The organism is Aurantimonas litoralis, from assembly GCF_026153195.1.
GTDB classification, from domain to species: domain Bacteria; phylum Pseudomonadota; class Alphaproteobacteria; order Rhizobiales; family Rhizobiaceae; genus Aurantimonas; species Aurantimonas coralicida.
Window position 1 is genome coordinate 26,603 of sequence record NZ_JAPFBM010000005.1, and the last position, 14,195, is coordinate 40,797.

Here is a 14,195-nt window from a genome sequence, read left to right on the forward strand (position 1 = left end):
GCCCTGTCGTTCGAGCCGTTGGAGCCCCCCGTGACCTCAGTCGCCGGCGCCCAGCGCCGCCAGTACGCGGGCCCAGGAGCGTTGTCCCTTGTGGAAGGAGCTCATCTCGTACTTCTCGTTCGGCGAATGGATGCGGTCGTCGCCGAGGCCGAAGCCGATCAGCAGCGATTCCATGCCGAGCCGCGCCTTGAACTCGCCCACCACGGGGATCGAGCCGCCCATGCCGATCATCACGGCGGGTTTCGGCCATTCGTCCGAGAGCGCGGCGCGCGCCTTGCCGAGCCAGGGCGAATCGAAGGGGAGCTGGATCGCCGGCGAGCCGCCATGGGGATGGTATTCGACCGAGCAATCGGCCGGCAGTCGGGCTTCGACGAAGGCGCGGAAGGCGGCGCGGATCTTGTCCGGGTCCTGGCCGGCGACCAGCCGGAACGAGACCTTCACCATCGCCTGCGAGGCGATGACGGTCTTGAAGCCCTTGCCGGTATAGCCGCCGGAAATGCCGTTGAACTCCGCCGTCGGGCGCGCCCAGACCTGCTCCAGCACCGAGCGGCCGGTCTCGCCCGCCGGCACCGACAGGCCGACCGAGCCGAGGAATTCCTCGGCCGAGAAGTCGAGCCCGTCCCAGATGGCGCGCACCTCGTCCGGAATGTCCTGGACGCCGTCGTAGAAGCCGGGGACGGTGACCCGGCCGTCGGCGTCGTGGATGTCGGCAAGGATGCGGGCGAGGACGCGGATCGGGTTCTGCGCGGCGCCGCCGAAATAGCCCGAATGCAGGTCCTGGTTCGCCGCCGTCAGGACGATTTCCTCGCCGACGAGGCCGCGCAGGCCGGTCGAGATCGCCGGGGTCTCGCGGTCCCACATATTGGTGTCGCAGACCAGCGCCACGTCGGCCGAGAGCTCTTCGCGATTGGCGTCGAGGAACGGGGTCAGCGAGGGCGAACCGGATTCCTCCTCGCCTTCGAGGAAAATGGTGACCTTGCAGGGCAGGCCGCCGGTCTCGGCCTTGTAGGCGCGGCAGGCCTCGATGAAGGTCATCAGCTGGCCCTTGTCGTCGGCCGAACCGCGCGCCACGATCCGCTTGGTGCCGTCCGGGCCGTCCTTGACGACGGGCTCGAAGGGCGCGGTCTCCCACAATTCCAGCGGGTCGACCGGCTGGACGTCGTAATGGCCGTAAAACAGGACGTGCGGCGCGCCCTCAGGCCCGTCGTGATGGGCGACGACCATCGGGTGGCCCGGCGTCTCGCGCAGCGAGGCGTCGAAGCCGATCGCGTCGAGGTCGCCGACGAGATATTCCGCCGCGCGGCGGCAATCGGCGGCATAGGCCGGATCGGTGGAGATCGACGGGATTTTCAGGAGATCGGTGAGCCGGCCGAGCGAGCGCTCGAGATTGAGATCGAGGCAGGCAAGGACGCTGTCGAGATTGGCCATGGGAGATCCGTTTCTGCAAGGGAGCGGCCGCGCGGCGGGCGGGGCCGGGTCGTGCCCGTGAAGATGGGGCGCAGGCACGCGATGTCCTTCGTTACGGGAGACATCGGGTGGGGATCAAGGCCGATGCCGGGCGGCGCGTCGCGGCGCCGCCCGGCAGGATGTCGCGCGCCTAGCCGAGCCGTTCGGCGTGCCAGCGCAAATGGTCTTCCATGAAGGTGGAGATGAAGTAGTAGCTGTGGTCGTAGCCCGGCTGGCGCCGCAGCGTCAGCGCGATCCCGGCATCGGCGCAGGCCTTTTCCAGGAGTTCGGGCTTCAGCTGCTCGGCGAGGAAATTGTCGGCCTCGCCCTGGTCGACCAGAAGGTCTTTCACCCGGGCGCCGTCTTCGATCAGCGCCACCGCGTCGTGCTTGCGCCATGCGGCCTTGTCGTCGCCGAGATAGAGCGGCAGGGCCTTGTGGCCCCACGGCACCTGGCCGGGCGCGACGATCGGCGCGAAGGCCGAGACGGCCTTGTAGCGGTCCGGATGGGTGAGCCCGATGGTCAGGGCGCCATGGCCGCCCATGGAATGGCCGAGGATCGACTGGCGGGCCATGTCGGCCGGGAATTCGGCCGCGACGAGGGCCGGCAGTTCCTCGGTCACATAGGACCACATGCGGTAGTTCTCGGCGAAGGGCGCCCGCGTGGCGTCGACGTAGAAACCGGCGCCGAGGCCGAAATCGTAGGCGCCCTCGGCATCGTCCGGCACGCCTTTGCCGCGCGGGCTGGTGTCCGGCGCCACGAAGATCAGGCCGAGCTCGGCGCAGATGCGCCGGTACTCGCCCTTTTCGGTGACATTGGCATGGGTGCAGGTGAGGCCCGACAGGTACCAGACCACCGGCAGCTTCGCGCCGTCGGCATGGGGCGGCACGAACACCGAGAAGGTCATCTCGGTGCCGGTTTCCTTCGAGGCGTGGCGGTAGACCCCCTGCACGCCGCCATGGGCGGTGTTGGTGGAGACGGTCTCCATCAGAACACCACCACCGAACGGATCGACTTGCCCTCGTGCATCAGGTCGAAGCCCTTGTTGATCTCTTCGAGCGTCAGCGTGTGGGTGATCATCGGGTCGATCTGGATCTTGCCGTCCATGTACCAGTCGACGATCTTCGGCGTGTCGGTACGCCCGCGCGCGCCACCGAAGGCCGAACCCTTCCAGACGCGGCCGGTGACGAGCTGGAACGGCCGGGTGGATATCTCCTTGCCGGCCTCGGCGACGCCGATGACCACGGAGACGCCCCAGCCGCGATGGCAGGCTTCCAGCGCCTGGCGCATGACCATGGTGTTGCCGGTGCAGTCGAAGGTGTAGTCGGCGCCGCCGCCGGTCAGCTCGACCAGATGCGCGACGATGTCGCCCTCGATCTCCTTCGGATTGACGAAATGGGTCATGCCGAAGCGCTCGCCCCATTCCTTCTTGTCGTTGTTGAGATCGACGCCGATGATCTTGTCGGCACCGACGAGGCGGGCGCCCTGGATCACGTTCAGGCCGATGCCGCCGAGGCCGAAGACCACGACATTGGCGCCCGGCTCGACCTTGGCGGTGTTGACCACGGCGCCGACGCCGGTGGTCACGCCGCAGCCGCAATAGCAGGAGGTCTTGAAGGGGGCGTCTTCGCGGATCTTGGCGACCGCGATCTCCGGCAGCACGGTGAAGTTCGAGAAGGTCGAGCAGCCCATGTAATGGTAGATCGGCTTGCCCTTGTAGGAGAAGCGCGAGGTGCCGTCGGGCATGACGCCCTTGCCCTGGGTGGCGCGGATGGCGGTGCACAGATTGGTCTTGCCCGACAGGCACGACTTACACTGGCGGCATTCCGGCGTGTAGAGCGGAATCACGTGGTCGCCGGGCTTCACATAGGTGACGCCGGCGCCGACCTCGCGGACGATGCCCGCGCCCTCATGGCCGAGGACCGAGGGGAACAGGCCTTCCGAATCGAGGCCGTCCAGCGTGTAGGCATCGGTATGGCAGATGCCGGTCGCCATGATCTCGACGAGGACCTCGCCGGCTTTGGGGCCTTCGAGGTCGAGTTCGACGATCTCCAGCGGCTTCTTGGCTTCGAATGCGACGGCGGCGCGGGTCTTCATAGAGGTCTCCAGACTGTCGGTGCCGGGTTCCTGCTAGACGTTTCGGGCCGCGATGCAAATACCCCGAAAGGCGGTCGCCGCCGACAAATGGCAGCCGGCAAGCCGCGACAAACGCTTGCGATCAGCGCCGAAGCGGCAGCGGCCGACAAGATTCAGCCTGCGACGATGATGGTCTGGAAGAGGGGTGGGGACGCGAGAAGAGAGCCGCCGCGGCCTGGAGGGGGATACACCGCAACGACTCTCTCGCTTAGTCCGAGCGGCGCGCCCCGGAGAGGGGGAAAGGGGCCGTGTCGCTCTCCATTCCGGCACATAAGCGGGGGACGTGCTTGTGGCCGAACACGACGCTCGGGGCGTCGTTGAACAAGAGATGCGTCGTGGGGTGGGGGAAATCAAGCAATGGACTCGTGAAGGGCGATCACATCGCCGTGATCGCACCATTGCCAAACCGTAACAAACAGCAACAATCGTGTGATTGCAAGGGGGGCGGGCTAATTTGTGCGCCAGCGCCCCGCGCTGCGGACCTGGAAAGCCGCGGAAATGGCGGCGCCAGCCCTTCTCCGGGCCATGCCGGCAGACGCTCTGGAGAGGCCGCAAACCGGATGGACTCGCGCGAGACGCCAAGCTACGACCGGCCCATGAACAAGGGCGACCATCTCTTCCTCGTCGACGGATCGGCGTATATCTTCCGGGCCTACCACGCGCTGCCGCCGCTGACGCGCAAGTCCGACGGCCTGCCGGTCGGCGCCGTCTCGGGCTTCTGCAACATGCTGTGGAAGCTGGTCGAGGAATCCCGCGATACCTCGGTCGGCGTCGCGCCGACCCATTTCGCGGTGATCTTCGACCATTCCTCGACGACCTTCCGCAACGAGCTCTATGCCGACTACAAGGCCAATCGCGAGGCGCCGCCCGAGGACCTCGTCCCGCAATTCGCGCTGATCCGCGAGGCGGTGCGCGCCTTCGACCTGCCCTGCATCGAGAAGCAGGGTTTTGAGGCCGACGACCTGATTGCCACCTATACGCGCCACGCGGTCGAGGCGGGCGGCGACGTGACCATCGTCTCCTCCGACAAGGACTTGATGCAGCTCGTCGGGCCGCGGGTCATCCTCTACGACCAGATGAAGGACAAGCGCCTCGGTCCCGACGAGGTGAAGGAGAAGTTCGGCGTTCATCCGGACAAGATGATCGACCTGCAGGCGCTGGTCGGCGACACCTCCGACAACGTGCCGGGCGTGCCGGGCATCGGCCCGAAGACCGCCGCGCAGCTGCTGGCGGAATATGGCGATCTCGAAACGCTGCTGGAGCGCGCCGCCGAGATCAAGCAGAACAAGCGCCGCGAGAACCTGATCGCCTTCGCCGACCAGGCGCGGCTGTCGAAGACCCTGGTCACGCTCGACCAGAACACGCCGCTCGACGTGCCGCTGGACGACCTGTTCATCCATGAGCCGGACGGCGAGAAGCTGATCTCCTTCCTGAAGGCGATGGAGTTCACTTCCCTGACCCGCCGGGCCGCGGCCCAGCTCGGCACCGACGCCTCCGAGGTCGAGAGCGCCGCGATCGCCGTCGACACGCCGGCGCGCGGGCCCGACCTCGACCCGGCCGGATCGGCCGTCGCCGCACCCGGTGCCGGCGACGCCGCCCTGCCGCTGACGCCCTCAGCCCTCGTCGAAAGCCGCCGGGCCGCTGCCGCGGCCTCGGTCTTCGACCACAGCGCCTATGTCACCATTCGCGACGCGGCGACGCTGTCGGCCTGGATGGACGAGGCGCGCGAGACCGGCCTTCTCGCCTTCGATACCGAGGCGAGTTCGCTGTCGGCGATGAAATGCGACCTCGTCGGCGTATCCTTCGCCACGAAAGCGGGTCGCGCCGCCTATGTGCCGCTCGCCCATGTCTCGCCGTCGGGCGAGGCCGACCTTCTGTCCGACAAGGCGGTGGAGGACGAGATCGGTCCGCAGCTGCCGATGGACGAGGCGCTGGCCATCCTGAAGCCGGTGCTGGAGGACGACGCCGTCCTGAAGATCGGCCAGAACGTCAAATACGACTATCTCGTCATGCGCCGCCACGGAATCACCATGGCGCCCTTCGACGACACCATGCTGATCTCCTACGCCCTCGACGCCTCGGCCTCGCTGGCTGGCCACGGCATGGACGAATTGTCGGAGCGTTTCCTCGGCCACAAGCCGATGAGCTACAAGGAGCTCTGCGGCTCGGGCAAGGGCGCCAGGCCGATCGCCGCCTGCGCCATCGACAAGGTCACCGCCTACGCCGCCGAGGATGCCGACGTGACGCTGCGGCTGTGGCAGGTGCTCAAGCCGCGCCTCGTCGCCGAGGGGCTCGCTACCGTCTACGAGCGGCTGGAGCGGCCGCTGGTCGCCGTCCTTGCCCGCATGGAAGAGCGCGGCGTCAAGGTCGACCGGCAGATCCTGTCGCGCCTGTCCGGTCGCTTCGCCCAGAAGCAGGCGGGACTGGAGGCCGAGATCGCGGAGATCGCGGGAGAGACTTTTAATCCCGGCTCGCCCAAGCAGCTCGGCGAGGTGCTGTTCGGCAAGCTCGGCCTGCCCGGCGGCAAGAAGACCAAGAGCGGCCAGTGGTCGACCGACGTGCGGGTCCTCGAGGACCTGGCCGCCGAAGGCCATCCGCTGCCGCGTCGCATCGTCGACTGGCGCCAGCTCACCAAGCTGAAGGGGACCTATACCGACACGCTGCCGGGGCACATGGATGCACAGGGGCGCATCCATACCTCCTATTCCATGGCCTCGACCACCACGGGGCGGCTGTCCTCCTCCGAGCCGAACCTGCAGAACATTCCGGTGCGCACCGAAGAGGGGCGGGCGATCCGCACCGCCTTCGTCGCGCCGGCCGGCCACAGCCTGGTCTCGGCCGACTACAGCCAGATCGAATTGCGGATCCTCGCCCATATCGCCGACATCCCGCAGCTGAAGGAGGCCTTCCGCGAAGGGCTCGACATCCACGCCATGACCGCGTCGGAAATGTTCGGGGTGCCGGTGGAGGGCATGCCGTCGGAGATCCGCCGCCGCGCCAAGGCGATCAATTTCGGCATCATCTACGGCATCTCGGCCTTCGGGCTCGCCAACCAGCTGTCGATTCCGCGCGACGAGGCCGGCACCTACATCAAGCGCTATTTCGAGCGCTTCCCCGGCATCCGCGACTACATGGATTCCACCAAGGCCTTCGCCAAGGAACACGGCCATGTGGAGACCCTGTTCGGCCGGCGGGTGCACTATCCCGACATCCGTTCGCCCAATGCCTCGGTCCGCGCCTTCAACGAGCGGGCGGCGATCAACGCGCCGATCCAGGGCACCGCGGCCGACATCATCCGCCGCGCCATGATCCGCATGGAGCCGGCGCTGGCCGACGCCGGCCTGTCGGCCCGGATGCTGCTCCAGGTCCATGACGAACTGATCTTCGAAGTCGAGGACGAGGAGGTCGAAGCGACCATTCCGGTGGTCCGCAAGGTGATGGAGGACGCGGCCCTGCCGGTCGTCCAGCTTTCGGTGCCGATCGAGGTCGATGCCAAGGCGGCGGCGAACTGGGACGAGGCGCACTAGGTCGGCGGCATCCGGACATTGCCTGACGGGCAATCGGCTTTATCTTTGCCCAACGGCCCGGCACGCGGGCAGACGACGGTGAGAGAGGTTCGATGGGGCGTTTCGACGGAGATGCGCATGGCATGCCCGCCATGCCCGAGGACATCAGCACGACTGCCCTCGCCAAGATGCCGCTGGCTCTGGTCCTCACCAATCCCAATCTGGACGACAATCCCATTGTCTACGCCAACCGGGCATTCGAGAAGATCACCCGCTATTCCTCCGACGCGGTGATCGGCCGCAATTGCCGGTTCCTGCAGGGCGACGACACCGACCCGGCACAGGTTCGCCAGCTGGCGCAGGCCGTGCGCGAGGAGCGCGACTTTTCCGTCGATATCGTCAACTACCGCTCCGACGGCACGAAGTTCCTCAACCGGCTGATGATCACGCCGCTCTATGACGAGGAACGCAATCTCCAGTGTTTCCTCGGCGTCCAGCGCGACATGAGCGAGGGGGCGGATTTCGACCCGTCGCGGCAGGGCGGCGAGGCCGAGCGGATCGACGCGGCGATCGGCGAGGTCCAGCACCGGGTCAAGAACCATCTGGCCATGGTCGTCGGCATGATCCGCATGCAGGCCCGGGCCAAGACCAGCAAGGAAGCCTTCGACGCGCTGGCGCGGCGCATCGAGAGCCTGCAGCTCCTCTATCAGGAGATGACCGAGGGCGGGATCGCGTCGACGCGGTCCAAGCGCGTGCCGCTGGGCGCCTATGTCAGCCGGATCGCATCGACCATCGGCCATCTCGACGGGCGTCGTTCGATCCGCGTCAACATCGACTGCGACGCCATCGAGGACGACGTGGAGCGGGCGGCGCGGATCGGGCTCCTGTTCTCCGAGCTCCTGACCAATGCGCTCAAGCACGCCTTCGAGGGGCGCGAGGAAGGGCTGGTCGAGGCGCGCCTCAAGATGCTGTCCTCCGGCGTCATCCGCATGACCGTGTCCGACGACGGCATCGGCCTGCCCGACGGCAGCCAGTGGCCCTACCGGAGCGACGACCGGCCGGCTGATCGCGCCCGCGCCGCCGATGCGGCGCAGGAGCCCAATGTCGCCCGCCAGATCGCCGAATCCATCGGCCATGGCCGCGCCGGCAGCGACGACGATGCCGATGCAGAGACCGGCAGCGAGGTCGTCGATACCAGCGGCAACGCGCTCGCCCGCCAGCGCCGGACCCAGGCGCAGGGTGGCCTCGGCGGACGGATCACCCTATCGCTCGTGCAGGGGCTGAACGCCCGGATCGATGTCAGCAGCGAGATGGCGGGGACGGTCGTGACCGTCGACATTCCCCCGGAGGATTCCAATTGAATGCAGTGACAAACCGTGCGGCCGCCCGTGACCGGCTGATCGTCGGCCTCGACGTGCCCACCTGGGCGGAGGCGGAAGCGATCGTCGATACGCTCGGCGACGAGGTGCTCTGGTACAAGATCGGCTACCAGCTCGCCTATGCCGGCGGCCTGCCGCTGGTCAGCGAACTCGCCCGCGCCGGCAAGCAGGTGTTCCTCGACCTCAAGCTCCTCGACATCTCCAACACGGTCGCCAAGGGCGTCGAGAGCGCCCAGGCGCTCGGCGCCGCGATGCTGACGATCCATGCCTATCCCCATGCCATGAAGGCAGCGGTCGAGGCGGCCAGCGGCTCGCCCCTGACGCTTCTCGGCGTCACCGTTCTGACCTCGCTGGACGATTCCGACCTGAAGGATGCCGGCTACGGCCTCACCGTGCCCGAGCTGGTGGCCCGGCGGGCGCAGCAGGCGCGCGACATCGGCATGGGCGGCATCGTCTCGGCTGCGTCCGAGGCCGGCCCGATGCGCGAACTGATCGGTCCGGACATGGCGATCGTCACACCCGGCATCCGCCCGGCCGGCGCCGCAGCCGGCGACCAGAAGCGGGTGGCGACGCCCGGCGATGCGCTGCGGGCAGGGGCTTCGCATCTGGTGGTGGCCCGGCCGATCGTGGCCGCCGGCGATCCGCGCCAGGCCGCCATCGCCATTCTCGACGAGATGGCCGCCGCGCTGGGCTGACGACACGATCAAGCCGATGTCACGCATCGCCGCCGCGGCCGCTGGGGACGTGGTGCAACGGGAGGGAAAAATCATGGCCAAGGGATACTGGATCGCACGCGTCGATGTGCACGACGCCGAGGGCTACAAGGGTTATGTCGAGACCGCGGGGCCGGCCTTCAAGGAATATGGCGCGCGCTTCCTGGTGCGCGGCGGCCCCTTCGTCGAGCTGGAAGGCACGGCGCGCAGCCGCAACGTCGTGATCGAGTTCGACAGCGTCGAGACCGCGCGTGCCTGCTATGAGAGCGAGCAGTACCAGAAGGCCAAGGCGATCCGGCAGCGCTACGCAGACGCCGAGATGGTCATCGTCGAGGGCTATGACGGCTGAGAACGGCCGCAGCGCATGGGACCCGCACCCGAGTTGGATGGCCGGGTGTGACGGTCCCGTGACTGTCTGGCGTAAGCATTTCGGCGCATGCTTGACCGAACGTCGTCGGCGGCTCCGGAACGCCGGGGTCGTCGCTGCGTTGCAACGTGGGAAGCCGCGTCGGCAAGGGCGCATCCCGGCGTGCCGCACCGTGAGCGGATTTGTGCATTGCAGCAATAATTGCTAGATTGCCGGAAACTAAAACGAGCGAGAGCCGATGCTGTACCACTTCTATGAATGGAACCATGCCGCGCTCGTCCCGCTCCGCGCCGCCGCGGACGCCACGAAGCTGTTCTACGAAAACCCGCTGAATCCCTTGTCTCACATGCCGGTGGGCCGCTCCATGGCGGCCGCGGCCGAGCTGTTTGAGCGCACCACCCGCGTCTACGGCAAGCCGGAATTCGGCCTGCACGAGACCGTCGTCGACGGCCAGCGCATTCCGGTGCAGGACAAGGTCGTCTGGCAGAAGCCCTTCGGTCAGTTGCTGCATTTCGAGCGCGAGCTGCCCAAGCGGCATGGCAAGGACCCGCGCTTCCTCGTCGTGGCGCCGATGTCCGGCCACTACGCGACGCTGCTGCGCGGCACGGTCGAGGCGCTGCTGCCCTATGCCGACGTCTACATCACCGACTGGCGCGACGCCCGCAAGGTGCCGCTGGCCGACGGCAAGTTCGATCTCGACGACTATGTCGATTACCTGATTGAGATGCTGCAGTTCCTCGGGCCCGACACCCATGTCATCGGCGTCTGCCAGCCGGCCGTGCCGGTCATGATGGCGGTGGCACACATGGAGGCCGAGGGCGACGATTGCGCGCCGGCCACCATGACGCTGATGGGCGGCCCGATCGACACTCGCATCAATCCGACCTCGGTCAACCAGCTCGCCCAGGAAAAGGGCATCGACTGGTTCCGCGACAATGTCGTGATGCCGGTGCCCTTCCCGCAGCCCGGCTTCATGCGTCAGGTCTATCCGGGCTTCCTGCAGCTGACCGGCTTCATGTCGATGAACCTCGATCGGCACATGACCGCCCACAAGGAGTTCTTCTGGCATCTGGTCAAGGATGACGGCGACTCCGCCGACAAGCACCGCGAGTTCTACGACGAATACAACGCGGTCATGGACCTGACCGCCGAGTTCTACCTGCAGACCGTCGACGAGGTCTTCATCAAGCACTCGCTGCCGAAGGGCGAGATGATGCATCGCGGCCAGCGGATCGACCTGACCAAGATCAGGCGCACCGCGCTCCTCACCGTCGAGGGCGAGAACGACGACATTTCCGGCGTCGGCCAGACCGAGGCCGCGCAGCATCTGTGCGTCAACATCCCCGACGACAAGCGCGTCCATTACGTGCAGCCAAAGGTCGGCCATTACGGCGTCTTCAACGGCTCGCGCTTTAGGGCCGAGATTTGCCCGCGCATAGTCGATTTTGCCCTGACCCATGGCACCACCCATTCGGCCGCCTCGCTGCCGAAGCGGGGCCAGCCGGCAAAGGCCACGGGCACGCCCGAGCGGGAAGGCGCCGTCGCCGAGCGCGAGGCCAAGGCAGAAACCCTCGGCAAGGACGTGACCGGTGCCGGCGAGACGGTTCTGGCCGGCGCCGTCGTCTCCGAAGGCGGCGCGGCCAAGGCCGTGGCAGCCGCCGCGCAGGCGGCTGTGACACCGGCACCGGAGGCTGTTGCCCCGGCCCAGGCCAAGGCGAAGAAGAGCGCGCCGGCCGTAGCGAAGACCGCAGCGGCAAAGACGACCGCCAAGTCGCCCGCCGCCAAGTCCCCGGCGACCGCCCGCAAGCCGGCGGCGCGCAAGGCCGCTGCCAAATCCGCGCCCGTGGCGGAAGCCAAGCCGGCGAAGGCACCTGCGCCGCAGCCGCGCCCCGCAGCCAACGATCAGCCAGCCTCGGCCGAAGCCGCCAAGCCGGCACCGGTGGCCGAGACGAAGCCTGTGGCCCAAGCAGTGAAGCCGTCAGTGAAGGTTGAAAAGCCGGCCGAAACCGTCGCGACCGCCAAGCCGGCAGTCGAAGTCGCGAAGCCCGCCGAGAACATTGCAGCGGCCAAGCCGGATATTGCGAAGCCCGAACAGGTGGCGGCCTCGGCATCCGCAGGGAACACGGCGCCGGAGACAAAGGCCGCAACGCCGGTGGCGGGCAAGCCGGAGACCGGCGGCAACCGCCAGACCCGGCGCGCCGCCGCCACGCGCCGCCGCCGCTAACGCGGCTATCGACCGAATGGCATGACGGACGGCGCCAAGGCGTCGTCCGCATTGCATTGTCAGCTCATCGAACGCGCATCCGCGTCATCCGCATGCCGGCGATGGCCCATGCGTGCTCCGGTTCCCCCGCCGGGAACCTCCCGAACCGCTACTCTCCGAAGCACATCGGCCGCGCACGATCCCCGCACGCGGCCGAAATTGTTGCTCGGCTGATCAGCCGGCCTGCTGGGCCTTCTTCTCCAGCCGCCGGCGATGCAGCACCGGCTCGGTGTAGCCCGACGGCTGCTCGCGGCCCTCGAAGACCAGTTCGCAGGCGGCCTTGAAGGCGATCGACGTGTCGAAATGACCGGCCATCGGCTCGTAGGCCGGATCGCCGGCGTTCTGCGCGTCGACCTTCGCGGCCATCTCCTGCATCGCGTCCATGACCTCGTCCTTCGAGACGACGCCGTGATGCAGCCAGTTGGCGATGTGCTGGGACGAGATGCGGCAGGTCGCGCGATCCTCCATCAGGCCGACATCGTTGATATCGGGAACGGTGGAGCAGCCGACGCCCTGGTCGACCCAGCGCACGACATAGCCGAGGATGCCCTGGGCGTTGTTGCGCAGCTCGGCCTTCACCTGCTCTTCCGGCCAGTTGGCGCGATTGGCCAGCGGGATGGTCAGGATGTCGGAAAGCACCGCACGGCGGCCCTTCTGCGCGATTTCTTCCTGCCGCGCGAGCACGTCGACCGTGTGATAATGGGTCGCGTGCAGCGTCGCGGCGGTCGGGCTCGGCACCCAGGCGCAATTGGCGCCTGCCTGCGGGTGGCCGATCTTGGCGGCGAGCATGTCGTTCATCTTGGCCGGCATGGCCCACATGCCCTTGCCGATCTGCGCCTTGCCGCGCAGGCCGCAGGCCAGGCCCACATCGACGTTCCAGTCCTCATAGGCCTGGATCCAGGTGCGGTCCTTCATGACCGTCTTGCGCACGACCGGGCCGGCTTCGATCGAGGTGTGGATCTCGTCGCCGGTGCGATCGAGGAAGCCGGTGTTGATGAAGAAGACGCGGTGCTTTGCGGCGCGGATGCACTCCTTGAGGTTCACCGTCGTGCGGCGTTCCTCGTCCATGATGCCCATCTTCAGCGTGTAGCGCTCAAGACCCAGCGCATCCTCGACCTGGCCGAAGATCTCGTTGGAGAAGGCGACCTCGTCGGGGCCGTGCATCTTCGGCTTGACGATGTAGACCGAGCCGGCGCGCGAATTGCGCAGGCCGCCGGTCTTTTTCAAATCGTGCAGCGCGATCATCGACGTGATCATCGCGTCCATCAGGCCTTCCGGCGCCTCCGAGCCGTCCTTGAGGCGGATGGCCGGGTTGGTCATCAGGTGGCCGACATTGCGGATCAGCAGCATCGAGCGGCCCGGCAGCGTCAGGGTCGAACCGTCGGGGCCGGTATAGTCGCGATCCGGGTTCAGCTTGCGGATGACGGTCTCGCCGCCCTTCTCGAAGCTGTCTTCCAGGTCGCCCTTCATCAGGCCGAGCCAGTTGCGATAGACGGCCGTCTTGTCCTCGGCATCGACCGCGGCGATGGAATCCTCGCAGTCGCAGATCGTCGACATGGCCGATTCCATCAGCATGTCGGCGACATGGGCGGTGTCGTTCTTGCCGATCCGGTGCTCGGCGTCGATCGTCACCTCGACATGCAGGCCGTTATGCTTGAACAGCACGGCCGTCGGGGCCGCGGCGTCGCCGCGGTAGCCGGCAAAGGCCGCGGGGGTCTTCAGCCGCGCCGTCTTGCCCGCGCCGAATTCGGCGACCAGCGCGCCGCTGTCGACGGTGTAGCGGGTGACGTCGATATGGGAGATGCCCTCCAGCGGCGCGACGCCGTCGAGGAAGCTCTTGGCCCAGGTGACGACACGCGCGCCGCGGGCGCGGTCATAGCCCTTGCCCTCGGGCATGTCGCCCATGGCGTCGGTGCCGTAGAGTGCGTCGTAGAGCGAGGTCCAGCGGGCATTGGCGGCGTTCAGCGTGTAGCGCGCATTCATCAGCGGCACGACGAGCTGCGGACCCGGCACCAGCGCGATCTCGGGATCGACATTGGCGGTCTCGATGGCAAAGTCCGGCCCTTCCGGCACGATGTAGCCGAGCTGGTCGAGGAAGGCGCGGTATTCGTCCATGTCCTGCGGCTTGCCGCGACGGGCCACGTGCCACTCGTCGATGGCGCGCTGCATGTCCGCGCGGATCTGCAGCAATTCGCGGTTCTTCGGCGCCAGGCCGTTCAAGAGGTCCGAGAAGTTCTTCCAGAAGGCGTCCGGCTCGAGGCCCGTGCCCGGCAGGGCTTCACTGTCGATGAAGGTCTTCAGGGTCGTCGCGACGCTCAAACCGTGGACGTCTGTCATTTCAGGCATGCGCTTCCTCCAGAGATGCTTTGCGATCGACATCGGACA

The 14,195-nt window shown here is 67.3% G+C and carries 9 protein-coding genes; 5 read left to right on the forward strand and 4 right to left on the reverse strand.

The window, feature by feature from the left end; all coding sequences use genetic code 11:
- Window positions 1–36: 36 nt before the first annotated feature.
- The 3 genes from N7I30_RS12100 to N7I30_RS12110 form a co-directional block, all read right to left on the reverse strand.
- Entirely contained in the window at window positions 37–1,428 is a 1,392-nt protein-coding gene (locus tag N7I30_RS12100) for a M20/M25/M40 family metallo-hydrolase (protein ID WP_498639130.1), read from the reverse strand.
- A gap of 169 nt (window positions 1,429–1,597) precedes the next feature.
- Window positions 1,598–2,434, reverse strand: a complete 837-nt coding sequence (fghA, locus tag N7I30_RS12105) for an S-formylglutathione hydrolase (protein ID WP_498639132.1) — start codon at window positions 2,432–2,434, stop codon at window positions 1,598–1,600.
- Window positions 2,434–3,543: an S-(hydroxymethyl)glutathione dehydrogenase/class III alcohol dehydrogenase gene (locus tag N7I30_RS12110; RefSeq protein ID WP_009211254.1), complete on the reverse strand. Its 1,110-nt coding sequence runs from the start codon at window positions 3,541–3,543 to the stop codon at window positions 2,434–2,436. The genes fghA and N7I30_RS12110 overlap by 1 nt, the downstream gene beginning before the upstream one ends.
- Before the next feature lie 635 nt (window positions 3,544–4,178).
- Between N7I30_RS12110 and polA the strand changes: the two genes are divergently transcribed.
- From polA to N7I30_RS12135, 5 genes are all read left to right on the forward strand, one after another.
- Window positions 4,179–7,109, forward strand: coding sequence for a DNA polymerase I (polA, locus tag N7I30_RS12115; RefSeq protein ID WP_498639134.1), 2,931 nt, complete (start codon window positions 4,179–4,181; stop codon window positions 7,107–7,109).
- 122 nt (window positions 7,110–7,231) lie between these two features.
- Window positions 7,232–8,449, forward strand: coding sequence for a PAS domain-containing protein (locus N7I30_RS12120; RefSeq protein WP_230787904.1), 1,218 nt, complete (start codon window positions 7,232–7,234; stop codon window positions 8,447–8,449).
- A complete protein-coding gene (gene pyrF, locus N7I30_RS12125; protein ID WP_498639136.1) occupies window positions 8,446–9,162 on the forward strand; it encodes an orotidine-5'-phosphate decarboxylase in 717 nt (238 codons plus the stop codon). The genes N7I30_RS12120 and pyrF overlap by 4 nt, the downstream gene beginning before the upstream one ends.
- Before the next feature lie 73 nt (window positions 9,163–9,235).
- Window positions 9,236–9,529, forward strand: coding sequence for a DUF1330 domain-containing protein (locus tag N7I30_RS12130; RefSeq protein WP_187390087.1), 294 nt, complete (start codon window positions 9,236–9,238; stop codon window positions 9,527–9,529).
- 256 nt (window positions 9,530–9,785) lie between these two features.
- Window positions 9,786–11,771: a polyhydroxyalkanoate depolymerase gene (locus N7I30_RS12135; protein ID WP_498639139.1), complete on the forward strand. Its 1,986-nt coding sequence runs from the start codon at window positions 9,786–9,788 to the stop codon at window positions 11,769–11,771.
- A 213-nt stretch (window positions 11,772–11,984) separates the two neighbouring features.
- Here N7I30_RS12135 and N7I30_RS12140 read toward each other — a convergent pair whose 3' ends face one another.
- Window positions 11,985–14,156: a malate synthase G gene (locus N7I30_RS12140; RefSeq protein ID WP_498639141.1), complete on the reverse strand. Its 2,172-nt coding sequence runs from the start codon at window positions 14,154–14,156 to the stop codon at window positions 11,985–11,987.
- Window positions 14,157–14,195: the final 39 nt, after the last annotated feature.